Source organism: Vibrio sp. 10N.261.55.A10 (assembly GCF_041470825.1).
GTDB lineage: Bacteria > Pseudomonadota > Gammaproteobacteria > Enterobacterales > Vibrionaceae > Vibrio > Vibrio crassostreae_C.
The window spans coordinates 1-26299 of record NZ_JBFRNC010000041.1 but is presented as its reverse complement, the minus strand read 5'-3'; the positions used below and the strand labels follow the sequence as shown (position 1 = coordinate 26299).

Below are 26299 nucleotides of genomic sequence, written 5' to 3'. Positions count from 1 at the left end.
CGAGGGCAGGAGATAGGTATTTCTATGGTTTGTGAGCATTGATCGAGGTGCGTTTCATATTCCGTTTTGATAAACCGAAGACAAACAAAAAGCCCATGTTATCGAATAACATGGGCTTCATTTTGGTTTAACTTGTTAGCTGCTTATTTAGCTATTTAGCAACTGACTCGTTGTTCATCTTAGCCGGAGCTTTAGATGCGTTAACCAATAGGATACCAACGGTTAGTACCATTGAACCACATAGTAGGAACAACAAGCGTCCTGTTGGTTCGTTTGGAATCAGAGCCATTGCTAGGATACCGAAACCTGCTGTGCTGATAAGCTTACCAAGCATTGAACGCTGTTTAGTATCTAGGTTTTGTTGCTCTTCACCTTCCGCTACAAGCGGCGTGTTCCAGTTAGTGAATAGTTGGTCAACTTCTTTCTCACGCTCTGGCGATAGGCCTTTGTAGAAGCGAGAAGTCATGATGAAGTAACCACCTGTGAACACTACGTGAGCAGCTAAGCTAAGACCTACTTTCAAGTCGCTCCATTCACGGCCTGTAAGCGCTGTTTCTAGACCAAATAGGTTCTCGATGTCTTCTGCTTGCAGAGAGATACCGAAGATGTAAGAAACGAAACCACCAACCACTAGAGTAGACCAACCAGCCCAGTCAGGTGTCTTACGAATCCACATACCTAGTAGGACAGGGATAAGCATTGGGAAGCCAATCAACGCACCTACGTTCATTACGATATCGAACAAGCTTAAGTGACGCAGAGAGTTAATGAATAGACCAATCGCAATGATGAAAATACCCATCATGATAGTCGTTATCTTACTTACAATAACCAGCTCTTTCTGAGTCGCATTTTTACGAAGAATCGGGCTGTAGAAGTTCATTACAAAGATACCAGCGTTACGGTTCAAACCTGAATCCATAGAAGACATCGTTGCAGCGAACATTGCTGACATAAGAAGACCAACCATACCTGCTGGCATTACGTTTTGTACGAATGCTAGGTAAGCAGCATCACCGGCTTTGTCGCCCATTGATGTGTATTGCTCAGCGAACTCAGGCATGAATGCACTAACGTACCAAGGTGGTAGGAACCAAATTAGTGGACCAACAACCATAAGGATACATGCTAGGCCTGCCGCTTTACGTGCGTTTTCACTGTCTTTTGCACATAGGTAACGGTATGCGTTGATGCTGTTGTTCATTACACCGAACTGCTTCACGAAGATGAATACAACCCAAAGGATGAAGATGCTCATGTAGTTTAGGTTGTTACCTAACATGAAGTCGCCGTCGAAGTTAGCAACAATGTTAGTTAAGCCGCCACCGTGGAAGTAAGCTGCTACCGCACAAGTGATTGTCACGGCCATGATTACAAGCATTTGCATGAAGTCAGAAGCAACAACCGCCCAAGAGCCGCCGGTTACTGCCATCAATACTAGAACCATACCCGTTACCACAATGGTAGCTTCCATTGGGATGTTGAATACCGCTGCTACAAAGATAGCTAGACCGTTTAGCCAGATACCTGCAGAGATAAGGCTGTCCGGCATACCTGCCCATGTGAAGAACTGTTCAGACGTTTTACCAAAGCGCTGACGAATAGCTTCGATCGCCGTTACCACACGAAGTTGGCGGAACTTTGGAGCGAAGTACATATAGTTCATGAAGTAGCCAAAAGCATTGGCTAAGAATAGGATTACAATAACGAAACCGTCATTGAATGCGCGTCCTGCGGCACCTGTAAACGTCCATGCTGAAAATTGTGTCATGAAGGCAGTTGCACCAACCATCCACCACAACATTTTGCCGCCCCCTCTGAAGTAATCACTTGTAGAGGTGGTGAACTTACGGAACATCCAACCAATCGCGATTAAAAAGAAGAAGTAGGCGAGAACAACAAAAGTATCAATAGTCATCTTTTCAGCCTTTTAAATATCATAATTAACTGGGCTTAGATTAACGCGTCCCAAGGTTTATTTGTACTACAATATGTCTTTAGTATGATCTAGGTCGCATTGATTTTTCGGCCTCTAACACGTGGTTATATAAGTATTTGTTTTAATTGAATTTAAATGTGAGTGTATTTTGTTTGAGATCTAAAATAAATTGAGGGTTAAATGTTTATATGTATTACAATATAAACAAAAGCGCTTACTTTGCAGTATCTATAAGATTTTAATTATAACCGTAACAAATGTGCTACAAATTGGTGTGTTGTGCGACGACATTCACGTTAATTTGGAACCCTATACTGAAAATTTTTGTATTGAGATTTCAAGTGTAGCTCATTGTTTTCACTTCGCTATTTTCTGTTTATCTGCGGCCACGAAGCCTTTCTATGCTATTTATTCATCATAGAGGTGCGTATTTGGAATTTTTGTCACTGAGTGGGCGTTAAACTCGATGACGGGACACATTTTGCGGCGCACTTTGTCTATTGTGGCTATCAGTGCATGCGATGAGAGATGTTTGACGACGTATCGAAAAGGAACATTGCTGGATAAAGGGCTGGGTAAAAGGGGGTAGATAGGCAGTAGGGACACCAGTAACGCTTCGTTAGATGCATACTGACGTAGATTGAAAGCCTTACATTACTCGTTCTTGCCCGTCTTAATCGTGGAGCTGTACGAGGCCATAGGGAGAAAGGCGATAGGGTGTGGGGGAAACACAACGTTGATTTAGCGTGTTTACGGTTAGTCAGCGCAATAAACGCCAGATAACAAAAAGCCCCACCGAGGTGAGGCTTCATCACTCAATCTAAAATAGATTAAGCGTTAACGTGATCAACTGCATCACGAACAAGCTTGCCTAGTTCGTCCCACTTACCTTCGTCGATAAGGTTAGTTGGAACCATCCAAGTACCGCCACACGCAAGTACAGAAGGGATCGATAGGTATTCATCAACATTCTTCAAGCTTACGCCACCAGTAGGCATAAATTTAACAGGGTAAACCGCTGTTAGTGCTTTAAGCATACCAGTACCGCCAGAAGGTTCAGCAGGGAAGAACTTCAACGTGCGAAGGCCCATTTCCATTGCTTGTTCAACTAGGCTTGGGTTGTTAACACCCGGTACGATTGCAACGCCTTTATCGATACAGTATTGAACAGTGCGCGGGTTGAAACCTGGGCTTACGATGAAATCAACGCCAGCTTCGATAGATGCGTCAACTTGCTCGTTAGTCAGTACAGTACCTGAACCAATTAGCATGTCTGGGAATTCTTTACGCATGATGCGAATCGCTTCGATTGCACATTCTGTACGTAGCGTGATTTCTGCACATGGCATGCCGTTTTCAACAAGTGCTTTACCTAGAGGGATAGCGTCTTCAGCACGGTTGATAGCGATTACAGGAATTACTTTTAGGTTTGCTAGTTGTTCATTTAATGTCGTCATGAATTCTTTCTCACGTTAAATGTGGGCTTGCTTTCAACTAAGCAAACCCTTGATTAATAGTTAAAGTGCGTAATTATAGAGACAGATCAGGCGTCGCTTCTAGAGGAATGATAGCACCTGGATGCTGAATCACAGTCCCTGCCACAATGTGACCTGCTAACGCTGCATCACGTGCATTGCCACCGCTTAAGCGCTTAGCTAGGAAGCCCGCGCTGAACGAATCGCCAGCCGCTGTTGTATCAACAATGTTGTCTACTGGATTTGGAGCAACGTACTGTGCGCTTTGGCTCTCAACTACTAGGCAGTCTTTAGCACCACGTTTAATGATGATCTCTTTCACACCAGATTCAGACGTACGTGCAATACACTGTTCAATGCTTTCGTCGCCGTACAGCTCTTGCTCGTCATCGAACGTCAGTAGAGCCGTGTCTGTGTACTTAAGCATCTTCAAGTACCAAGAAATCGCTTCTTGTTGGCTTTCCCAAAGTTTTGGACGGAAGTTATTGTCGAAGAATACTTGGCCGCCTTGCGCTTTAAATTTGTCTAAGAAGTTGAATAGCTGCGTGCGTCCATTCTCTGTCAAGATAGCAAGCGTAATACCACTTAGGTAAACCGCATCAAAAGAGAATAACTTATCAAGTAGAGCAGGTGTGTCTTCCTGGTCAAACATGAATTTTGCTGCAGCATCATTACGCCAGTAGTGGAAACTGCGTTCACCAGTTTCATCGGTCTCGATGTAGTAAAGCCCTGGTTGTTTGTGATCAAGCTGAGCAATTAAGCTAGTGTCGATACCTTCCGCTTGCCACTTTTCTAACATGTCGGTACTGAATGGGTCAGTGCCTAGTGCTGTTACGTAGCTCGTGTTGATATCTTGCTCTTTTGTTAAGCGAGACAAGTAAAGTGCAGTATTTAGTGTGTCGCCACCGAAACTTTGCTTAAGCCCGTCTTGTTTCTTTTGTAGCTCAACCATGCACTCGCCAATGACCGCGATGTTTAATGATTTCATATGCTTACCTTAGCAACTGAGGTTGCGCTGTTTATTATTTTAGGAAATCTTCACGCGCAGGGTTGAAGATATCAAGAAGGATGCTGTCTTGCTCTAGTGCAACTGCACCGTGCATCATGTGTTTACGAGCGAAGTAAGCATCGCCTTCTTTAAGGACTTTCTTTTCGCCTTCAATCTCAGCTTCGAAGCTGCCACGAACTACGTAACCGATTTGGTCATGGATTTCGTGAGTATGAGGGTGGCCAATCGCGCCCTTATCAAAACATAGGTGTACTGCCATTAGATCGTCAGTGTAAGCAACGATTTTACGCTTAATGCCGCCACCAAGTTCTTCCCATGGGTTTTCATCTAGGATAAAGAAAGAGTTCATTGTGTATCTCCTAATCTGTTTAAATCTTTTAAGTGTTACTTAACTTGCATCCATCATAAGGGAATGAGCTCAATTGTAATACAATATATCTAAATTTGTGTGATATTGATCAAGCGATACTTTATATAGCGTAAATAAATCAACAACTTAATAAATGGCTGATATTTACCATTAGTCAGCTACATCAATGACTTATGACTAATAGTGTGACTCTACTCATCATTTGGCGACGAATAGGTATAATTAAAGCTCATATTGTATTACTTTATATGGAGTTTGAAAATTTAATCAAAGTTTAAGCAGATAAACTCTTTATTGAGGGTGACAAAGAATATGACGACTAAACCAGTATTGTTGACTGAAGCAGAAATCGAGCAGCTTCATCTTGAAGTGGGCCGTTCTAGCTTAATGGGCAAAACCATTGCAGCGAACGCGAAAGATCTAGAAGCATTCATGCGTTTACCTATTGATGTCCCAGGTCATGGTGAAGCTGGGGGTTACGAACATAACCGCCATAAGCAAAATTACACGTACATGAATCTAGCTGGTCGCATGTTCTTGATCACTAAAGAGCAAAAGTACGCTGACTTTGTTACAGAATTACTAGAAGAGTACGCAGACAAATACCTAACGTTTGATTACCACGTACAGAAAAACACTAACCCTACAGGTCGTTTGTTCCACCAAATCCTGAACGAACACTGCTGGTTAATGTTCTCAAGCTTAGCTTACTCTTGTGTTGCTTCAACCCTGACACAAGAACAACGCGACAATATTGAGTCTCGTATTTTCGAACCAATGCTAGAAATGTTCACAGTTAAATACGCACACGACTTCGACCGAATTCACAACCACGGTATTTGGGCTGTAGCCGCTGTCGGTATTTGTGGTCTTGCTCTTGGCAAGCGTGAGTACCTTGAAATGTCGGTGTACGGCATTGACCGTAACGACACTGGCGGCTTCCTAGCGCAAGTTTCTCAGCTGTTTGCACCGTCTGGCTACTACATGGAAGGTCCTTACTACCACCGTTATGCGATTCGTCCAACGTGTGTGTTCGCTGAAGTGATTCACCGTCATATGCCTGAAGTGGATATCTACAACTACAAAGGCGGCGTGATTGGTAACACAGTACAAGCGATGCTGGCGACGGCTTACCCGAACGGTGAGTTCCCGGCTCTGAATGATGCTTCTCGTACTATGGGTATTACAGACATGGGTGTTCAGGTTGCAGTAAGTGTTTACAGCAAGCATTACTCTTCTGAAAACGGCGTAGACCAAAACATTCTTGGTATGGCGAAGATTCAAGACGCAGTTTGGATGCATCCATGTGGTCTTGAGCTATCTAAAGCCTACGAAGCAGCGTCTGCTGAGAAAGAAATCGGCATGCCTTTCTGGCCAAGTGTTGAATTGAACGAAGGCCCTCAAGGTCACAACGGCGCGCAAGGCTTTATCCGTATGCAGGATAAGAAAGGCGACGTTTCTCAACTTGTTATGAACTACGGCCAACACGGCATGGGTCACGGTAACTTTGATACGCTGGGTATTTCTTTCTTCAACCGTGGTCAAGAAGTACTGCGTGAATACGGTTTCTGTCGTTGGGTGAACGTTGAGCCTAAATTCGGCGGCCGTTACCTAGACGAAAACAAATCTTACGCTCGTCAAACAATTGCACATAACGCAGTAACGATTGATGAAAAATGTCAGAACAACTTTGACGTTGAACGTGCAGATGCAGTACACGGCTTGCCGCACTTCTTCAAAGTAGAAGACGAGCAAATCAATGGCATGAGCGCATTTGCTAACGATCATTACGAAGGTTTTGACATGCAACGCAGCGTGTTCATGCTAAACCTTGAAGAATTAGAATCTCCGCTACTATTGGGTCTTTACCGCTTAGATTCTGAGAAAGGTGGCGAAGGCGAACACCAATACGATTACTCGCACCAATATGCCGGTCAGATTGTTCGTACTAACTTTGAATACCAAGCGAATAAAGAGTTGAACACGCTGGGTAGTGACTTCGGTTACCAACACCTATGGAACGTAGCAAGCGGTGATGTGAATGGCACGGCACTTGTGAGCTGGCTACAAAACAACACCTACTACACATGGTTAGGTGCAACGTCTAACGACAATGCTGAAGTTATCTTTACTCGCACTGGCGCGAATGACCCAAGCTTCAACCTACGCTCAGAGCCTGCTTTCATTCTACGTAGCAAGGGCGAAACAACACTGTTCGCTTCTGTTCTTGAAACGCACGGTTACTTCAACGAAGAGTTCGAGCAATCAGTCAATGCTCGCGGCGTTGTGAAAGACATCAAGGTTGTCGCGCATACAAATGTAGGTTCAGTCGTCGAAATCAGCACAGAAAAATCAAATGTGACCGTCATGATCAGCAACCAACTTGGTGCGACTGACAACACTGAACACAAGGTAGAACTGAACGGCAAAGTATACAGCTGGACAGGCTTCTACTCAGTAGAGACAACTTTACAAGAAACAAATTCAGAAGAACTTAGCACTGCAAAGCAGGGGAAATAATAATGAGCTATCAACCACTTTTACTTAACTTTGATGAAGCAGCAGAGCTTCGTAAAGAACTTGGCAAGGATAGCCTTTTAGGTAACGCACTGACTCGTGACATTAAACAAACTGACGCTTACATGGTTGAAGTTGGCATTGAAGTTCCAGGTCACGGTGAAGGCGGCGGTTACGAACATAACCGTCACAAGCAAAACTACATCCACATGGATCTAGCCGGCCGTTTGTTCCTTATCACTGAGGAAACAAAATACCGTGACTACATCGTTGATATGTTAACTGCGTACGCGACGGTATACCCAACGCTTGAAAGCAACGTAAGCCGTGACTCTAACCCTCCGGGTAAGTTGTTCCACCAAACGTTGAACGAGAACATGTGGATGCTTTACGCTTCTTGTGCGTACAGCTGTATTTACCACACGATCTCTGAAGAGCAGAAGCGCCTTATCGAAGACGATCTTCTTAAGCAAATGATCGAAATGTTCGTTGTGACTTACGCACACGACTTCGATATCGTACACAACCACGGCTTATGGGCTGTAGCAGCGGTAGGTATCTGTGGTTACGCAATCAACGATCAAGAGTCTGTAGACAAAGCGCTTTACGGCCTGAAACTAGACAAAGTAAGCGGCGGTTTCTTAGCGCAACTTGACCAACTGTTTTCGCCAGACGGCTACTACATGGAAGGTCCTTACTACCACCGTTTCTCTCTACGTCCAATCTACCTGTTCGCAGAAGCGATTGAACGTCGTCAGCCTGAAGTTGGTATCTATGAATTCAACGATTCAGTGATCAAGACAACGTCGTACTCTGTATTCAAAACCGCATTCCCAGACGGTACATTGCCAGCGCTGAACGATTCATCGAAGACAATCTCTATCAACGATGAAGGCGTTATCATGGCAACGTCTGTGTGTTACCACCGTTACGAGCAGACTGAAACTCTGCTTGGTATGGCTAACCACCAACAAAACGTTTGGGTTCATGCTTCAGGTAAAACATTGTCTGATGCTGTTAAAGCAGCTGATGAAATCAAACCATTCAACTGGGGTAGCCTGTTCGTTACCGACGGCCCTGAAGGTGAGAAAGGCGGCGTTAGCATTCTTCGTCACCGTGATGAGCAAGACGACGATACCATGGCGTTGATCTGGTTTGGTCAACACGGCAGCGATCACCAGTACCATTCTGCGCTAGACCATGGTCACTACGATGGCTTGCACCTAAGCGTATTCAACCGTGGCCACGAAGTGCTGCACGATTACGGCTTCGGTCGTTGGGTAAACGTTGAGCCTAAGTTTGGCGGTCGTTACATCCCGGAGAACAAGTCTTACTGTAAGCAGACGGTTGCTCACAACACAGTAACGGTTGATCAGAAAACGCAGAACAATTTCAACACAGCATTGGCTGAGTCTAAGTTTGGTCAGAAGCACTTCTTCGTAGCAGACGACCAGTCGCTACAAGGTATGAGCGGCACAATTTCTGAGTACTACACTGGCGTAGACATGCAACGCAGCGTGATTCTTGCTGAACTACCTGAGTTCGAAAAACCGCTAGTAATTGATGTGTACCGCATCGAAGCTGACGCTGAGCACCAGTACGACTTACCAGTTCACCACTCGGGTCAAATCATTCGCACTGACTTCGATTACAACATGGAAACAACGCTTAAGCCATTAGGTGAAGACAACGGTTACCAACATTTATGGAACGTTGCTTCAGGCAAAGTAAACGAAGAAGGTTCTTTAGTAAGCTGGCTACATGACAGCAGCTACTACAGCCTAGTAACTAGCGCGAATGCGGGCAGCGAAGTGATTTTTGCTCGCACTGGTGCTAACGATCCAGACTTCAACCTTAAGAGTGAGCCTGCGTTCATCTTACGTCAGTCTGGTCAAAACCACGTGTTTGCTTCTGTACTAGAAACGCATGGTTACTTTAACGAGTCTATCGAAGCCTCTGTAGGCGCTCGTGGTCTAGTTAAATCAGTATCTGTTGTGGGCCATAACAGTGTCGGGACTGTTGTTCGCATTCAGACTACTTCTGGTAACACTTACCACTACGGTATCTCAAACCAAGCTGAAGACACGCAGCAAGCAACTCACACTGTTGAGTTTGCTGGTGAGACATACTCGTGGGAAGGATCATTTGCTCAACTGTAAATGATTAATACTAATCACAGTAAGTAAGTGAGCAGAAATAGCGCAGGAAAAAAGCTTGAGAACAAGGCAGAATTTTTCGATAAGTAGTTATTCTACAATCAAAAATTCTAACGAAGTTATCGAGCTTTTTAACAAGCTAGGGTGATCAGTTATTTACTACGATTGGTATCACATGCAAGTTATTTAACGATGGCTTGTGTTGATGTGGTGCTTTGCGGGAACGAAGCGTCACATTGAATTCAGTCGTGATTGCAAAATCGTTCGTTGATACCAACAACGACTGAATACATCGGGAATAAGTCAAACCGAGTAACTCATTGCGAGTTGCTCGGTTTTTTTATGCGTGTAGGAAACAGAATAGAACGTTTCAACAAACGAAAAGCCTACTCAGTGAGTAGGCTTTGATCTTAGCTAACCGTCTATTTGACGTTGTTTTTAGTATTTAGATAAGGGCTTTTCTTGCTTTGGTTGCCACCCATTCGGAGAAGATGACCGTCACTAGAATCGCACAGAAAATCACAGTCACTTGAGGCCATGCCAGCATCGCCATCGATTCTTGCAATTTCAAGCCGATACCGCCAGCGCCGACCAAGCCTAAAACCGTAGACTCACGAATATTGATATCCCAACGGAACAAGCTCGTGCCGATGAAACTTGGCATCACTTGCGGAAGAATGCCGTAGTTCAATACCTGCAGCGGAGAAGCTCCGGTCGATTGGATTGCAGACATCTGTGTTGCATTCACTTCTTCAATCGCTTCATACATTAACTTCGCCACGAAGCCAATTGAACGTAGCGCTATCGCAATGATACCGGCCAACAAGCCTGGGCCGATGATTGCTACCAATAACAATGCCCAAATTAACGAGTTAATTGAACGGCTTGCCGCGATGATGAACAGCGCGATAGGTCTGATAAACGTCATGCTTGGCGTTGTATTACGTGCAGCTAAGAACGCTACTGGAAACGCGAGTACGATCCCTAACAGTGTGCCAAGTGTCGCGATGTTAATGGTGTCCCACAACGGACTCCAAAGAGACTCTAAGTAGCTCCATCTTGGTGGCCACATACGTGAAGAGATATCAGTAAATTGGTTGGGTGAGTCAGTCACAAAGTACCAAATCGTATCCTTGTTCATGACTTGCCATGCGAATACTGTCAAAGCAACAAAGCAAAGCCAGCCTAGCCAAAGCATGAGGCTCTGTTTACTGTCGTAACGCTGCCATTGGGTACGATTGATGGCGCTTGTCGGTGTTTCATTTAACGTGCTCATTGGTCGTTCCTTACTGCACATGCTTACGGATGATGGTTGATAGGTATTCACACAACATCACAATCACTATAATAATCAATAGAATAGCGGCTGCTGCGCTGTATTCGTAACGGTCCATTGCTGTGTTTAACGTTGCGCCGATACCACCTGCGCCAACAATGCCAATCACGGCTGACTCACGAAAGTTGATGTCGAGTCGGTACATCGAAAGTCCGATGAAGCGCGGCATTACCTGCGCTTGAATCGCGTAATTCACTTGTTGTAACCAACTTGCGCCCGTTGCACGCATTGCGGTCAGTGGTGCTGGGTCAATGGCTTCAATTTCATCGGCAAACAATTTTGCGAGAAAGCCGATGGTCGCGAAGGTGAGCGTGACAAACCCCGCAAACGTACCAAAGCCAAATAGAGCAACACACAGAATCGCTACGATGATTTCTTGTAAGCTACGCGCAACCGAAATAAACGCACGACAGAACAAGTAAACAGGCGTAGGGGCAAGGTTTTTCGCTGCGCCTAACCCGAATGGAATTGAAAGAAGGACACCCGCCACGGTCGATGTGAGGGTCATGGTTAAACTCTCAATCAAACCTTGTGAGATGTTGTTCCAACGGCCACCAAAATCTGGGTTCATGAAAGCCAAAATGAACTGCCAGCCGCGTTCGCTGCCACACCCAAAATAGAGTTGTCGTGCGCGCCAGAGAAAGCCGGTTTGAAATCACGTTCAGGTTGAAGCTGGTATTCAGCATCCAGAATCGCAGAAGGGGCTTTGAAACCAGAGTTTGACGTTTGCGATGTGAATGCTAGGTTTTTGCCTTTTAGGTCTTCAACCTTTTCGATGCCTGAACCTGGGTGCGTGATGATTTCCATTTCGTAACCGAAAGAACCATCTTCCGCTGCCATCATTGTGAATGGGGCAAAGCCTGCACAGTTAACCGCCAGTGGTGTAGAACCTGTGTTGAAACCTGCGATATGTAGGCGACCTGAACGCATTGCTTCAATTTGAGCAGCGTTATTTTGAACAGGGAAGAAACGAACCGTCTTTTCCGTTGTTTTTTCAAGGTGGCTCAAAAACTCGCTCCACACATCAGCGTATACTGCAGGATCTTCAACTGGCGTATAAGCAAAAATTAGCGTGTTTGGGTCAACCCATTGTGATTCATCTTGAGGAACATCAGCAACCAAGTTGCCAGAGCGATCTTCGTATCGTGTATCCATTGCTAATGCAGAACCAGAAAAAATCAGCGCAGCAGTAATAGCGCTCTTAAGCGTGAGATTTGTTTTTGTCGGTTTCATTATTTCAGTCCAATTGAGTGATTTCTTGGGAAGGGAGTATAGAAATCGAGGATGACAGAACCGATGCGTTTTGATGACGGATTTATGAATGGTGTAACATAATGTTTCTAGCTGTATGGAATTAGATGAGTTATAAGTATTTGATTCATTGAGTAAATTAATAGAGAGCGACTCGTTGCTATTTTACTCAATTGGCGCTAGGTTGAAATCCTGTTATAGTGATCCTTAAGTAATACATAAACATAACATATAAAATAAGTGAACTTATGGTTAGCACTTTTAATTCAATCTCGGGCTCGAAGCGCAGCCTGCACGTGCAAGTAGCGCGTGAAATCGCTCGTGGAATCTTGTCTGGTGAACTGCCACAAGGTTCTATTATTCCTGGTGAAATGGCGCTGTGTGAACAGTTTGGTATCAGCCGTACGGCACTTCGTGAAGCAGTTAAGTTATTGACCTCTAAAGGTTTATTAGAGTCCCGCCCGAAAATCGGTACTCGTGTAGTAGATCGCGCATACTGGAACTTTCTTGATCCTCAACTGATTGAATGGATGGATGGTCTAACCGACATAGACCAATTCTGTTCTCAGTTTTTAGGCCTTCGCCGTGCGATTGAACCTGAAGCGTGTGCATTAGCTGCAAAATTTGCGACTGCTGAGCAACGTATCGAGCTTTCAGAGATCTTCCAGAAGATGGTTGAAGTGGATGACGCAGAAGTGTTTGACCAAGAACGTTGGACAGACATCGATACTCGTTTCCATAGCTTGATCTTTAATGCGACAGGTAACGATTTCTACCTGCCATTCGGCAATATTCTGACGACCATGTTCGTTAACTTCATCGTGCACTCTTCTGAAGAGGGCAGCACATGTATCAATGAACACCGTAGAATCTATGAAGCGATTATGGCTGGCGACAGTGAAAAAGCTCGTACAATGTCAGCGGCTCACTTGCAAGATATTAACCACCGTTTAGCCACTGCAAGCTAAACACGGTTTTCAACTTCATTTGAACCAGTCAAAAAGGTATGCCAAGTGCATGCCTTTTTTGTTTTTAGAAAGCGTGTTGCACCATGTGTGGCACTGTTTTGGTTCATCCTCGCTTAACTCCTTCTTAAGCCAGTTCCTTCTTGTATACGCCTAGCGGTCGTTCTCTTTACCATCATAATAAAAATAATATTACGCTCGATATTCGTTTTTAGACACTCTCGACCCCCAAATAATTATGCGTCATCCATGATTTTTCATTTTTGTATATTTTGAATCTACCATCGTTTGAACTGGATATGCCTCTTCTATATTGATTAATTTAAGTAGAATTCTAATGAAATTATCCACTCTCAATAGATAAAAAACGCTGGTTTATTGTGTGATAAATGAGGGTGATTTAGCTCTGATTTGGCTTTTATTATTTTTGAGGATTTTATATTTATATGTGTTTGGTTGTATTTGTTAATAAGTGTGCAAAGTCTCACTTTCTCATAAGTCTTTGATTTTAATGGGTGTGATGTTCTTTGGCCTTGTTTTTTGAGTTTTTACCTCAAACACCAGTAATTGCCTTGATGGATTGGCCATATTCCATCCTATGTCATATATATAATTAACTTAATCAATCAAAATAAGATCGCCATCACTTATTTGGATTATTGTACTACAAATAAAGTTTGAGATTTCCTATAGTCCTCGTAACAAAATACAACGGACAAAGGATACACGATGGAACTCAACACGATTATTGTCGGCATTTATTTCCTATTCTTGATTGCGATAGGTTGGATGTTTAGAACATTTACAAGTACCACCAGTGACTACTTCCGCGGGGGCGGTAACATGTTGTGGTGGATGGTTGGTGCAACCGCCTTTATGACCCAGTTTAGTGCATGGACATTCACCGGTGCGGCAGGTAAAGCGTATAACGATGGTTTTGCAGTAGCGGTCATCTTCGTAGCCAACGCATTTGGTTACTTCATGAACTTCGCATATTTTGCTCCAAAGTTCCGTCAACTACGTGTAGTAACGGTAATCGAAGCAATTCGTATGCGTTTCGGTGCGACTAACGAACAAGTGTTCACTTGGTCTTCAATGCCAAACAGTGTTGTTTCTGCCGGTGTATGGTTAAACGCACTAGCAATCATCGCTTCTGGTATCTTCGGTTTCGACATGACAGCAACTATCTGGATTACCGGTTTGGTTGTATTGGCAATGTCTGTAACGGGTGGTTCATGGGCGGTAATTGCATCTGACTTTATGCAGATGGTTATCATCATGGCAGTAACCGTGACATGTGCTGTTGTTGCTGTTGTTCAAGGTGGCGGTGTTGGTGAAATCGTGAATAACTTCCCTGTAGCGGAAGGCGGTTCTTTCCTTTCTGGTAACAACATTAACTACTTAAGCATCTTCAGCATTTGGGCATTCTTCATCTTCGTGAAGCAGTTCTCTATTACTAACAACATGCTTAACTCTTACCGTTACCTAGCGGCTAAAGACTCAAAGAACGCGAAGAAAGCGGCGCTACTAGCGTGTGTGCTAATGCTTTGTGGTGTATTTATCTGGTTCATGCCTTCTTGGTACATTGCAGGTCAAGGTGTCGACCTAGCAGCAGCTTACCCAGAAGCAGGTAAGAAAGCGGGTGACTTTGCCTACCTATACTTCGTACAAGAGTACATGCCAGCAGGTATGGTTGGTCTTCTAGTTGCGGCGATGTTTGCAGCGACAATGTCTTCAATGGATTCTGGTCTAAACCGTAACTCGGGTATCTTTGTTAAGAACTTCTATGAACCAATCGTTCGTAAAGGTACGGCTAGCGAAAAAGAACTAGTAACGGTTTCTAAGATTACTTCTGCCGTGTTTGGTATTGCTATCATCCTTATTGCACAGTTCATCAACTCGCTTAAAGGTTTGAGCCTGTTCGATACCATGATGTATGTAGGCGCACTGATCGGCTTCCCAATGACAATTCCTGCATTCCTTGGCTTCTTTATTAAGAAGACTCCGGACTGGGCTGGTTGGGGTACGCTAGTGGTTGGTGGTTTTGTTTCTTACTACGTGGGTTTCGTTGTTAACGCTGAAATGGTGTCTTCAATCTTCGGTCTAGAAGAGCTAACAAGCCGTGAATGGTCTGATGTTAAGGTTGCTATCGGTCTGATTGCTCACATTACGCTGACAGGTGGTTTCTTCATCCTATCAACTCTGTTCTACAAGCCATTAACTGAGAAGCGTCAAGCAGACGTTGATAAGTTCTTCGGTAACCTGTCTACTCCATTAGTTGCGGAGTCAGCAGAACAGAAAGTACTGGATAACAAACAGCGTGAAATGCTTGGTAAACTGATTGCGGTAGCGGGTGTCGGTATCATGCTAATGGCTCTACTCACTAACCCAATGTGGGGACGTCTAGTCTTCATACTTTGTGGTGTGATTGTTGGTGGTGTTGGTGTGCTATTGGTTAAAGCGGTCGATGACGGCGGCAAGCAAGCGAAAGCAGTAACTGAAAGCTAATACATAGAAAACGATTATAATAGAATGCGACGACTCGAAAGGGCGTCGCATTTTTTTTGCTCTGCGAAACGGAAAAACGGTCAGGTGGAAGATATCTGACCTAAATCACGAAAACTGTACAAAATGGTTCAATCGAACCGAAATAGATTTAATTGTCCTACAATAAGACGTATATTGTTGCTAATTCCTTTCAATCAACTTGAAAAATAAGTGAGTTAGAATGAGCGACCAAAAATCTCTTGATGCAATCAGGAAGATGAAGCTGGAGAATGATACTTCAGCAGGTAATCTTGTAGACCTACTCCCTATCGAAGTACAGAAACGTGACTTCGACCTATCATTCCTAGACAACTTGAGCGAAGCACGTCCACGTCTTCTTGTTCAAGCAGATCAGTTAGAAGAATTCAAAGCGAAAGTGAAAGCTGATGAAGCTCACTGCATGTTTGATGATTTCTACAATAACTCGACAGTTAAGTTCCTTGAGACTGCTCCTTTCGAAGAGCCTCAAGCGTACCCAGCTGACACGGTAGGCAAAGCTTCTCTATGGCGTCCTTACTGGCGTCAAATGTACGTTGATTGCCAAATGGCACTAAACGCGACACGTAACCTAGCAATTGCTGGTGTTGTGAAAGAAGACGAAGCGCTAATTGCTAAAGCAAAAGCTTGGACTCTAAAACTGTCTACGTACGATCCAGAAGGCGTGACTTCTCGTGGCTATAACGATGAAGCGGCTTTCCGTGTTATCGCGGCTATGGCTTGGGGTTACGACTGGCTACACGGCTACTTCACAGATGAAGAACGTCAGCAAGTTCAAGATGCTTTGATTGAGCGTCTAGACGAAATCATGCACCACCTGAAAGTGACGGTTGATCTATTGAACAACCCACTGAACAGCCACGGTGTTCGTTCTATCTCTTCTGCTATCATCCCAACGTGTATCGCGCTTTACCACGATCACCCGAAAGCAGGCGAGTACATTGCATACGCACTAGAATACTACGCAGTACACTACCCACCATGGGGCGGTGTAGACGGCGGTTGGGCTGAAGGTCCTGACTACTGGAACACGCAAACTGCATTCCTAGGCGAAGCATTCGACCTATTGAAAGCATACTGTGGCGTAGACATGTTCAACAAAACATTCTACGAAAACACAGGTGATTTCCCGCTTTACTGCATGCCTGTTCACTCTAAGCGCGCGAGCTTCTGTGACCAGTCTTCAATCGGTGATTTCCCAGGTCTAAAACTGGCTTACAACATCAAGCATTACGCAGGTGTTAACCAGAAGCCTGAGTATGTTTGGTACTACAACCAACTGAAAGGCCGTGATACTGAAGCACACACCAAATTCTACAACTTCGGTTGGTGGGACTTCGGTTACGATGATCTTCGCTTTAACTTCCTTTGGGATGCACCTGAAGAGAAAGCACCATCGAATGACCCACTGTTGAAAGTATTCCCAATCACGGGTTGGGCTGCATTCCACAACAAGATGACTGAGCGTGATAACCATATTCACATGGTATTCAAATGTTCTCCGTTTGGCTCAATCAGCCACTCTCACGGTGACCAAAACGCATTCACGTTGCATGCATTCGGTGAAACGCTAGCGTCAATCACTGGCTACTACGGTGGTTTCGGTGTTGATATGCACACTAAATGGCGTCGTCAAACGTTCTCTAAGAACCTTCCACTATTTGGCGGTAAAGGTCAGTACGGCGAGAACAAGAACACGGGCTACGAAAACCACCAAGATCGCTTCTGTATCGAAGCGGGCGGCAACATCTCTGATTTCGACACTGAATCTGATGTGAAGATGGTTGAGGGTGATGCAACGGCATCTTACAAGTACTTCGTTCCTGAAATTGAATCTTACAAGCGTAAGGTCTGGTTTGTTCAAGGTAAAGTATTCGTAATGCAAGACAAGGCAACGCTTTCTGAAGAGAAAGACATGACTTGGCTAATGCACACAACTTTCGCAAACGACGTGGCAGATAAGTCTTTCACTATCCGTGGCGAAGTTGCGCACCTAGACGTAAACTTCATCAACGAGTCTGCTGATAACATCACGTCAGTTAAGAACGTTGAAGGTTTTGGCGAAGTTGACCCATACGAGTTCAAAGATCTTGAAATCCACCGTCACGTTGAAGTGGAATTCAAGCCATCAAAAGAGCACAACATCCTTACGCTTCTTGTTCCTAATAAGAACGAAGGCGAGCAAGTTGAAGTGTCTCACAAGCTTGAAGGCAACACGCTAATGCTAAATGTTGATGGTGAAACGGTTTCAATCGAACTGTAATTCGCTGAAGCAACAGAAGCTAGATACTAAAAACTCCGAGTGAAAGCTCGGAGTTTTTTTGTTTGCACAGAACAGGCAGTAGCCTACGAGGTGGGAAGAGGTTGCGTTGGTTAGTTAGAGGCTAAGTAGCAAGAGTGCCAGGCTTAGTAAGTGGCGACAAAACTTGGTTTAAAACCCGTGTTCAGTAAACCTTACTAAGGCTAGGGCAGTGACTGTCTTCCAATAATTTGTCAACTACTGACAGTGGGCAGCCTTAATCTTGTCTGAAAAAAGGGACGGCAGGTTAATAATCGTTATTGGAGTGGCTTATTCTCATTAATCGTATGACATTTAGAGTGCATTATTTCATCAATAGGTTATTTTTTGATTGGGATATCGCTCTTGTAAGTACAAAGCGTGACCATATTTTCTCGTAAAGTGAATCCCCGTCACAACTTGCGTCTAAGCATTGAAGGATTACCCTAAAACTATTGCGTAACGGAAAAGACGTCGTTATTATAATGACCATATAATCATACAATACTATATTTGGAGTTTGAACATGACTAAACCTGTAATCGGTTTCATTGGCCTAGGTCTTATGGGCGGCAACATGGTTGAAAACCTACAAAAGCGCGGCTACCACGTAAACGTAATGGATCTAAGCGCTGAAGCTGTTGCTCGCGTTACAGATCGCGGCAATGCGACTGCATTCACTTCTGCTAAAGAACTAGCTGCTGCAAGTGACATCGTTCAGTTTTGTCTTACAACTTCAGCTGTTGTTGAAAAAATCGTTTACGGCGAAGACGGCGTTCTAGCTGGCATCAAAGAAGGCGCAGTATTAGTAGACTTCGGTACTTCTATCCCTGCTTCTACTAAGAAAATCGGCGCAGCTCTAGCTGAAAAAGGCGCGGGCATGATCGACGCACCTCTAGGCCGTACTCCTGCACACGCTAAAGATGGTCTTCTGAACATCATGGCTGCTGGCGACATGGAAACTTTCAACAAAGTTAAACCTGTTCTTGAAGAGCAAGGCGAAAACGTATTCCACCTAGGTGCTCTAGGTTCTGGTCACGTTACTAAGCTTGTAAACAACTTCATGGGTATGACGACTGTTGCGACTATGTCTCAAGCTTTCGCTGTTGCTCAACGCGCTGGTGTTGATGGCCAACAACTGTTTGACATCATGTCTGCAGGTCCATCTAACTCACCATTCATGCAATTCTGTAAGTTCTACGCAGTAGACGGCGAAGAGAAGCTAGGTTTCTCTGTTGCTAACGCTAACAAAGATCTTGGTTACTTCCTTGCTCTTTGTGAAGAGCTAGGTACTGAGTCTCTAATTGCTCAAGGTACTGCAACTAGCCTACAAGCTGCTGTTGACGCAGGAATGGGTAACAACGACGTACCAGTAATCTTCGACTACTTCGCTAAACTAGAGAAGTAATCGACGTACGACCTCGCTAGGGTATTGCCTGTCTTTTTAGGCGGCGATACCTCAGCGAGGTTCGTTTTTATCTGCCATACCCAACCCTTTGTTCCCTCGTTAAACTCTTCTACTTCTACTTCCTCAGCTACACCTACTCAAAACTCTGTTCAACTTTGTTACTGCCTCAATTCCTATTTTTGTTTCTATATCTATATCTATATCTATATCTATTTGTAAATTCAAAGCCTTCTAGCACCAACTCACTCACTTTTCCTCGCAAGCTTAAACCAGTGCACTTAACTGATTGTTGGCGATGGCTTAACACCGCTCGTATATCGGGTCTGAAAAGAAAGTAAAAAAAACCCACACAGCTGGTGACTGTATGGGCATGTTCGGACGAGCCGTCTGGAAAAACAAATGATCAATAGAAAGTGAAAAAACGAATAACGAGATCCCCCGACAGTTTCTACGTTAAACGAGTTCAATGACCTTAAAGCGGCTGCTTCAATTATCACTTTGAACTGAACAAAAGCATCCAGAAAGAACTTAAGTTATGATTCAAATACACCATAACTTAAGGCTTATTGTATTACAAATAAATTTTAAGATTGAATGCCTTGAGTGAATGGTTGGTTAGTGAAAATGTGACCTAAGGCTCACTTTCCTAGTCAGGTGACCGAAAGTGATATGAATAATTTGAGTGGAGGCATTATCGGCGAAGTTGTGAGGTAATCATCTGAAAGTTGATCATTTTTAATTGGTTAATTATTCCTTTCTAATCATGTTAAAAGTTCAAACTCATAAATGATACCTATGTCACAGGGTGATTTTAACCAGTTTTGATATGTCAAGATTGCTCACAGAAAGTGCAGTCAATTAAACATACAATATTAATTAAATTGATGGTTGTGACGATGGAACGGCATGAACAAGTTTTGCTTCCCGTATCTTCGAATATCTAAAAAATGACCATTTCATTCGGATAAAAATAATAGACATAGGTTGATATGGATTATGAGTTTTATGAATTCAAAATTGTCTCTAGGGTTTAAAGGAAAATTGATTTTAATGGTGGCGATCGTCAGTTCCAGTGCCTTGGCATTTACGAACTGGTTCACGCTTAACTTGGCGACTGATCAAGTAAACCAAACGATTTATAACGAGATTGATCACTCGTTAACGATAGAAATTAATCAGATTGAAAGCACCGTCCAGCGCACCATCGATACGGTCAATTCCGTTGCACAAGAGTTCATGAAATCCCCATACCAAGTACCAAACGAAGCGCTGATGCATTTTGCCGCTAAGCTCGGTGGTATTGACAAGATTGTAGTGGGTTTTGATGATGGTCGTTCTTACACTTCTCGTCCTTCAGAGTCTTTCCCAAACGGTGTTGGAATCAAAGAAAAATACAACCCAACGACTCGTCCTTGGTATCAGCAAGCGAAATTGAAATCAGGTTTATCTTTTAGTGATCTGTTTTTCACCAAGAGTACTCAAGTACCTATGATTGGTGTGACTTACACCTATCAAGATCGCGTCATCATGGCAGACATTCGATTTGATGATTTGGAAACTCAGCTCAAACAGCTAGATAGCATCTACGAAGCCAAAGGTATCATCGTGGATGAGAGAGGGATGGTAATTGCATCCACAATAGAAAACGTGCTTCCACAGAGCAATATATCTTCTGCTGACGCCTTAATGAAACTCAATGAAGCTATTGAACTACCTGACCAATTCATTGAAGGTATGATTGATGGTAATCAGCGAATCTTGATGGCTAAGAAGGTCGATATTGGCAGCCAGAAAGAGTGGTACATGATTTCTAGTATTGATCCTGAACTTGCGCTCGATCAGCTGAATGGTGTGATGTCGGATGCTCGAATGCTGATTATTGCCTGTGTGTTGGGGTCGGTCATATTGATGACTTTACTCCTGAATCGTTTCTACCGCCCAATCGTGTCATTGCGTAAGATTGTTCACGACCTTTCTCAAGGTAATGGCGACCTGACCCAAAGGCTCGCAGAGAAAAGTAATGACGACCTAGGACACATCGCCAAAGACATCAACTTGTTCATCATTGGCTTGCAAGAGATGGTTAAAGACGTGAAATTCAAGAACTCAGATCTTGATACCAAGGTATTAAGTATTCGAGAAGGCTGCAAGGAAACCAGCGATGTACTGAAAGTTCATACCGATGAAACGGTTCAGGTGGTCTCTGCGATTAATGGATTGTCCGAGGCTTCAAGTGAAGTCGAGAAGAACTCACAGTTTGCGGCAGAAGCAGCGCAAGATGCGGCCGTGTCCAGTGACGAGACTAAGCAAATTAACACTGTGACCGAAACGTACATCAGTGATCTTGAGAAGCAAGTTTGTACGACGTCGGATGATATTCGTTCTATGGCCAATGAAACACAGAGCATCCAGTCGATAGTGTCTGTGATTGGTGGTATTGCTGAGCAAACCAACTTGCTTGCGCTGAATGCATCCATTGAGGCGGCGAGAGCAGGCGAGCATGGTCGAGGTTTTGCTGTCGTGGCTGACGAAGTCCGTGCGCTAGCAAACCGAACTCAAATCAGCACCTCTGAAATCGAAGAGGCGTTATCTGGGTTGCAATCTAAATCGGATGGCTTGGTTAAATCGATCGAGTTAACGAAGAGCAATTGTGAGATGACTCGTGCTCAAGTTGTGCAAGCGGTAAACATGCTAGCGAAGCTGACGGAACAGATGAAAACCGTGAGTCGTTTCAACAACGATATCTCTGCTTCTTCTGTCGAGCAAAATGCCTTGATTCATAGTATCGCTAAGAACATGCATAAGATTGAAAGCTTCGTTGAGGAACTCAATAAGCTAAGCCAAGATCAACTGACAGAGTCGGCTGAAATCAAAACACTGAATGGCAGCGTTAGCGAGCTAATGAGTAGCTTTAAAGTCTAACGTTTCTATTAATAAACACTAAAAATCAATGTTTTAATTGTGGCTTTTAGCCTGAGAGCCACTCCAAACCTGTCGAGTTTAGAGTGGCCTTTCTGCGTTGTTTTTGTCTCTAAATCCTCGGTAGCGCCACCTCATATCACCTCATTTGTCGCATCTCACATTATGATAAATAGATAATTGACATAAAATAGTACAAATATATCTTATCACTCTACTCTTATGGATAAGTGAGATAAATGTGAATAAGCCAACCCTCATCGTCGCTCTCGCTTCACTCACCTATGGCTGCGGTTGAAGCAGTTCAAATAGCTCAAGTGATAGCGATGACCCTTCTGATAACACCAGTCCAGGAACGTCTTATGGCGTTGTTGCGCCTTATGATATTGCTAAGTATCAAAACATCCTCTCCAGTTCTGACCTTCAGGTATCGGATCCTAACGGCACAGAGGGCAACAAAACCTCTGAAGTGAAAGATGGCGATTTCGATGGTTACATCAGTAATTACTTTTACGCAGATGAAGAGACGGAAAACCTAATTTTTAAAATGGCGAACTATAAGATGCGTTCTGAGGTTCGTGAGGGAGAAAACTTCGATATCAATGAAACGGGTGTAAGACGAAGCTTGTATGCGGAAATAAGCTTACCTGATATCGAGCATGCAATGGCGAGTTCACCTGCCGACCATGATGAAGTGACGTTGCTGCAGATACACAATAAGGGGACTGATGAGAGTGGCACCGGTTACATTCCTCATCCATTATTGCGTGTGGTATGGGAGCAGGAGAGGGACGGCCTTACCGGTCATTATTGGGCGGTCATGAAGAGCAATGCGATTGATTGTAGCAGTGCGGCTGACTCTTCGGATTGTTATGCCACGTCATACAATCGCTACGATTTAGGTGAGGCGGAATTGGACAGTTTTACCAAATTTGATCTTTCTGTTTATGAGAACACACTGTCGCTCAAAGTGAATGATGAAGTAAAAGTGAATCAAGACATCGCTTACTGGCAGCATTTATTGAGCTACTTCAAAGCGGGTATCTATAACCAATTTGAGAATGGTGAAGCGATTGCTTACTATCAGGCGTTGAGATACACCACGACTCAAATCGATGGATCAAACGATTGGGACATTAATGATTGGAAGCTGACTATTCCACCGAGTAAGAATGATTGGTATGGAAGCGGTGGTGACAGTGCTGCTGAGTTAGAACCAGAACGTTGTGAATCGAGTAAAGATCTTCTTTCAAATGACAGCGATGTGTACGACAGTGATATTGATCTTTCTTACTTCAATACTGATGAAGGAAGAATGCACTTTAGAGCGGATATGGGATACGGCACCTCTACCCAAAACTCTAGCTATATTCGCTCTGAGCTCAGGGAGTTGTATCAAAGCAGTGTTCAACCGGATTGTAGCACCAGCGATGAAGATACAAGTTGGTATTTGGACGACACTAGAACGAACGCTACCAGTCACGAGTTAACCGCAAGCTTGCGAATTGAAGATTACCCGAACATCAACAATCAAGATCCAAAAGTGGTACTTGGACAAATCCATGGTTGGAAGATCAATCAAGCATTGGTGAAACTGTTATGGGAAGGCGAGAGTAAGCCAGTAAGAGTGATACTGAACTCTGATTTTGAGCGCAACAACCAAGACTGTGATCATTGTGACCCGTTCAGTGTCGAGTTAGGGACTTATTCGGCAAGTGAAGAGTGGCGATATACGATTCGAGCCAATCCAGAAGGTATCTACTTGGCGACTCATGATTTAGATGGAACCAACACCGTTTCTCATTTAATCCCTTGGGGACAAGATTACACAGATAAAAATGGGGACACGGCCTCGTTGACGTCAGATTGGACATCGACAGATATTGCTTTCTATTTCAAAGCGGGCATTTACCCTCAATTTAAACCTGATAGCGGCTATGCTGGTGAGGTGTTCGATGTCAGCTTTAGTTCTCTTAGAGCGGCACACTATTGATTGAGTCGAGATTTAAGCCGCCCCTACATTAAATTAAAAGATCACATTAGCTATTGGTAATGTGGTCTTTTTGGTTTTTAGGGAGAGATAAATCGGCGTTTTCTGATTGCTGGGAACTCGTCTTATTGAGTTTATAGCGCGCACATTCTGTGGAGGAGAGCCGTAGATGACGAGCCTATTTTGTATTCTAAATTTCTATATATTGTCTTTTATCAATAGGAAGTGTGATCCAGTTAAAGTATGAAAGATCGGAAAGTGTCCTCAGTCTCATTTATTCAACGAAATGTTTTATTTGTATTATAAGACTACGTAATATTTTCATGTTATCGCAAATACTGAGAGGGGAATCGCCTTATAGCTCGTGTTTGCTGATTGATGCTTTCACTTACGAACGCTGTCTTTGTATTATAATAATGGATTAAATATGAAACAAATCACTCTAAAAACCTTACTCGCTTCTTCTATTATGCTTGCCGTTGGTTGCGCGACTACAAGCACAACCAACGCAGACTTCCCTAACAACAAAGAAACGGGTGAAGCGCTTCTTACTCCGGTTGCTGCTACCGCTAGCAGTCACGATGGAAATGGCCCAGATCGCCTCATTGACCAAGACCTAACAACACGTTGGTCGTCAGCGGGTGACGGTGAGTGGGCAATGCTAGATTATGGTTCAGTACAAGAGTTTGACGCTGTTCAAGCATCCTTCAGTAAAGGTAATGAGCGCCAATCTAAATTTGATATTCAAGTGAGTGTCGATGGTGAAACCTGGACGACGGTACTTGAGAACCAACTCAGTTCTGGTAAAGCTATCGGCCTTGAGCGTTTCCAATTTGAGCCTGCGGTGAAAGCACGTTACGTAAGATATGTTGGTCACGGCAACACCAAAAACGGTTGGAACAGTGTGACTGGGTTAGCAGCGGTTAACTGTAGCATCAACGCTTGTCCAGCGAGTCACATCATCACTTCAGACGTGGTGGCTGCAGAAGCGGTGCTTATTGCTGAAATGAAAGCAGCGGAAAAAGCGCGTAAAGCAGCACGCAAAGATCTACGCTCAGGTAACTTCGGCGTAGCAGCAGTTTACCCTTGTGAGACTTCAGTTAAATGTGACACTCGCAGCGCGCTACCTGTTCCGACAGGCCTACCAGCGACACCCGTTGCCGGTAATGCACCGAGCGAAAACTTCGACATGACTCACTGGTACCTGTCTCAACCATTCGACCATGACAAAAACGGTAAGCCAGATGATGTATCCGAGTGGAACCTTGCAAACGGGTATCAACACCCAGAAATCTTCTATACCGCGGACGACGGTGGTCTAGTGTTCAAGTCTTACGTGAAAGGTGTACGTACATCTAAAAACACTAAGTACGCGCGTACCGAGCTTCGTGAGATGATGCGTCGTGGTGACCAGTCTATCAGTACGAAAGGTGTTAATAAGAACAACTGGGTATTCTCAAGCGCACCTGAAGCTGATTTAGAAGCTGCGGCTGGTATCGATGGCGTTCTAGAAGCAACATTGAAAATCGATCATGCGACAACAACGGGTAATGCGAATGAAGTAGGTCGCTTTATCATTGGTCAGATTCACGATCAAAACGATGAGCCGATTCGTTTGTACTACCGTAAACTGCCAAACCAACCAACGGGCGCAGTTTACTTTGCACACGAAAGCCAAGACGCGACCAAAGAGGACTTCTATCCTCTAGTGGGAGACATGACGGCTGAAGTAGGTGAAGATGGTATCGCACTTGGTGAAGTGTTCAGCTACCGTATTGACGTTAAAGGCAACACGATGACGGTAACGCTAATGCGTGAAGGCAAAGACGATGTTGTACAAGTGGTTGATATGAGCAACAGCGGCTATGACGTTGGCGGCAAGTACATGTACTTCAAAGCCGGTGTTTACAACCAAAACATCAGCGGCGACCTAGACGATTACTCACAAGCGACTTTCTACCAGCTAGACGTATCGCACGATCAGTATCAGGAATAATGAATAAGTTGAATTTACAACTAAAATGGCAGCTATTATTAGCTGCCATTTTTTCATTACCGATAGGACTACTTTTATTTAATCCTAAGGCTTCGCTCTACAAGTTTTGGGTTTAGGATACTTCGTCAATAAAAAAGGTTCATCGC

Annotated in this window: 13 protein-coding genes and 3 pseudogenes; 9 read left to right on the top strand and 7 right to left on the bottom strand. The window is 44.0% G+C overall.

What is annotated here, in order from left to right; translation table 11 throughout:
- Nucleotides 1-151 precede the first annotated feature (151 nt).
- From AB4274_RS13240 to AB4274_RS13225, 4 genes are all read right to left on the bottom strand, one after another.
- Entirely contained in the window at nt 152-1918 is a 1767-nt protein-coding gene (locus AB4274_RS13240) for a sodium:solute symporter family protein (RefSeq protein ID WP_017061487.1), read from the bottom strand.
- A gap of 851 nt (nt 1919-2769) precedes the next feature.
- Nucleotides 2770-3396, bottom strand: coding sequence for a bifunctional 4-hydroxy-2-oxoglutarate aldolase/2-dehydro-3-deoxy-phosphogluconate aldolase (locus AB4274_RS13235; protein WP_017069898.1), 627 nt, complete (start codon nt 3394-3396; stop codon nt 2770-2772).
- 73 nt (nt 3397-3469) lie between these two features.
- Nucleotides 3470-4402 (bottom strand): sugar kinase, encoded by a 933-nt coding sequence (locus AB4274_RS13230; protein ID WP_017061485.1) that lies wholly within the window; start codon nt 4400-4402, stop codon nt 3470-3472.
- A gap of 34 nt (nt 4403-4436) precedes the next feature.
- A complete protein-coding gene (locus AB4274_RS13225; protein ID WP_009846518.1) occupies nt 4437-4772 on the bottom strand; it encodes a cupin domain-containing protein in 336 nt (111 codons plus the stop codon).
- Nucleotides 4773-5105: 333 nt separating this feature from the next.
- On the opposite strand from AB4274_RS13225, the gene AB4274_RS13220 reads away from it, so the two are divergent.
- A complete protein-coding gene (locus AB4274_RS13220; protein ID WP_372112238.1) occupies nt 5106-7313 on the top strand; it encodes a heparinase II/III family protein in 2208 nt (735 codons plus the stop codon).
- A gap of 2 nt (nt 7314-7315) precedes the next feature.
- Entirely contained in the window at nt 7316-9469 is a 2154-nt protein-coding gene (locus AB4274_RS13215; RefSeq protein ID WP_372112236.1) for a heparinase II/III family protein, read from the top strand.
- A 442-nt stretch (nt 9470-9911) separates the two neighbouring features.
- Here the strand turns inward: AB4274_RS13215 and phnE (AB4274_RS13210) are convergent, their stop codons facing one another.
- The 3 genes and pseudogenes from phnE (AB4274_RS13210) to phnD all read right to left on the bottom strand — a co-directional run.
- On the bottom strand, nt 9912-10742 hold the full coding sequence (phnE, locus tag AB4274_RS13210) for a phosphonate ABC transporter, permease protein PhnE (protein WP_372112235.1): 831 nt from the start codon (nt 10740-10742) through the stop codon (nt 9912-9914).
- Nucleotides 10743-10752: 10 nt separating this feature from the next.
- Nucleotides 10753-11409: pseudogene (gene phnE, locus AB4274_RS13205) on the bottom strand (phosphonate ABC transporter, permease protein PhnE); the annotation flags it as partial.
- Nucleotides 11406-12035 (bottom strand): annotated as a pseudogene (gene phnD, locus AB4274_RS13200) (phosphate/phosphite/phosphonate ABC transporter substrate-binding protein); the annotation flags it as partial. The pseudogenes phnE (AB4274_RS13205) and phnD, both read right to left, overlap by 4 nt.
- 266 nt (nt 12036-12301) lie before the next feature.
- On the opposite strand from phnD, the gene AB4274_RS13195 reads away from it, so the two are divergent.
- From AB4274_RS13195 to AB4274_RS13165, 7 genes and pseudogenes are all read left to right on the top strand, one after another.
- Nucleotides 12302-13021, top strand: a complete 720-nt coding sequence (locus AB4274_RS13195) for a FadR/GntR family transcriptional regulator (RefSeq protein WP_372112233.1) — start codon at nt 12302-12304, stop codon at nt 13019-13021.
- Nucleotides 13022-13747: 726 nt separating this feature from the next.
- Nucleotides 13748-15526, top strand: coding sequence for a sodium:solute symporter family transporter (locus AB4274_RS13190; protein WP_017061477.1), 1779 nt, complete (start codon nt 13748-13750; stop codon nt 15524-15526).
- 220 nt (nt 15527-15746) lie between these two features.
- Entirely contained in the window at nt 15747-17825 is a 2079-nt protein-coding gene (locus AB4274_RS13185; protein WP_017061476.1) for a DUF4962 domain-containing protein, read from the top strand.
- 541 nt (nt 17826-18366) lie between these two features.
- Nucleotides 18367-19248 (top strand): NAD(P)-dependent oxidoreductase, encoded by an 882-nt coding sequence (locus tag AB4274_RS13180; protein ID WP_004733521.1) that lies wholly within the window; start codon nt 18367-18369, stop codon nt 19246-19248.
- A gap of 1050 nt (nt 19249-20298) precedes the next feature.
- Nucleotides 20299-22170, top strand: a complete 1872-nt coding sequence (locus AB4274_RS13175; RefSeq protein WP_372112272.1) for a methyl-accepting chemotaxis protein — start codon at nt 20299-20301, stop codon at nt 22168-22170.
- Nucleotides 22171-22408: 238 nt separating this feature from the next.
- Nucleotides 22409-24160, top strand: a pseudogene (locus tag AB4274_RS13170) (polysaccharide lyase family 7 protein).
- Between the two features lie 424 nt (nt 24161-24584).
- Nucleotides 24585-26153 (top strand): polysaccharide lyase family 7 protein, encoded by a 1569-nt coding sequence (locus AB4274_RS13165; protein WP_372112231.1) that lies wholly within the window; start codon nt 24585-24587, stop codon nt 26151-26153.
- Nucleotides 26154-26299 lie beyond the last annotated feature (146 nt).

Excerpts from the sequence above, each read along its gene's own strand:
- AB4274_RS13240 (WP_017061487.1), bottom strand. The coding sequence starts at position 1,918 with ATGACTATTGATACTTTTGTTGTTCTCGCCTACTTCTTCTTTTTAATC.
- AB4274_RS13235 (WP_017069898.1), bottom strand. The coding sequence starts at position 3,396 with ATGACGACATTAAATGAACAACTAGCAAACCTAAAAGTAATTCCTGTA.
- AB4274_RS13230 (WP_017061485.1), bottom strand. The coding sequence starts at position 4,402 with ATGAAATCATTAAACATCGCGGTCATTGGCGAGTGCATGGTTGAGCTA.
- AB4274_RS13225 (WP_009846518.1), bottom strand. The coding sequence starts at position 4,772 with ATGAACTCTTTCTTTATCCTAGATGAAAACCCATGGGAAGAACTTGGT.
- AB4274_RS13220 (WP_372112238.1), top strand. The coding sequence starts at position 5,106 with ATGACGACTAAACCAGTATTGTTGACTGAAGCAGAAATCGAGCAGCTT.
- AB4274_RS13215 (WP_372112236.1), top strand. The coding sequence starts at position 7,316 with ATGAGCTATCAACCACTTTTACTTAACTTTGATGAAGCAGCAGAGCTT.
- phnE (WP_372112235.1), bottom strand. The coding sequence starts at position 10,742 with ATGAGCACGTTAAATGAAACACCGACAAGCGCCATCAATCGTACCCAA.
- AB4274_RS13195 (WP_372112233.1), top strand. The coding sequence starts at position 12,302 with ATGGTTAGCACTTTTAATTCAATCTCGGGCTCGAAGCGCAGCCTGCAC.
- AB4274_RS13190 (WP_017061477.1), top strand. The coding sequence starts at position 13,748 with ATGGAACTCAACACGATTATTGTCGGCATTTATTTCCTATTCTTGATT.
- AB4274_RS13185 (WP_017061476.1), top strand. The coding sequence starts at position 15,747 with ATGAGCGACCAAAAATCTCTTGATGCAATCAGGAAGATGAAGCTGGAG.
- AB4274_RS13180 (WP_004733521.1), top strand. The coding sequence starts at position 18,367 with ATGACTAAACCTGTAATCGGTTTCATTGGCCTAGGTCTTATGGGCGGC.
- AB4274_RS13175 (WP_372112272.1), top strand. The coding sequence starts at position 20,299 with ATGGTGGCGATCGTCAGTTCCAGTGCCTTGGCATTTACGAACTGGTTC.
- AB4274_RS13165 (WP_372112231.1), top strand. The coding sequence starts at position 24,585 with ATGAAACAAATCACTCTAAAAACCTTACTCGCTTCTTCTATTATGCTT.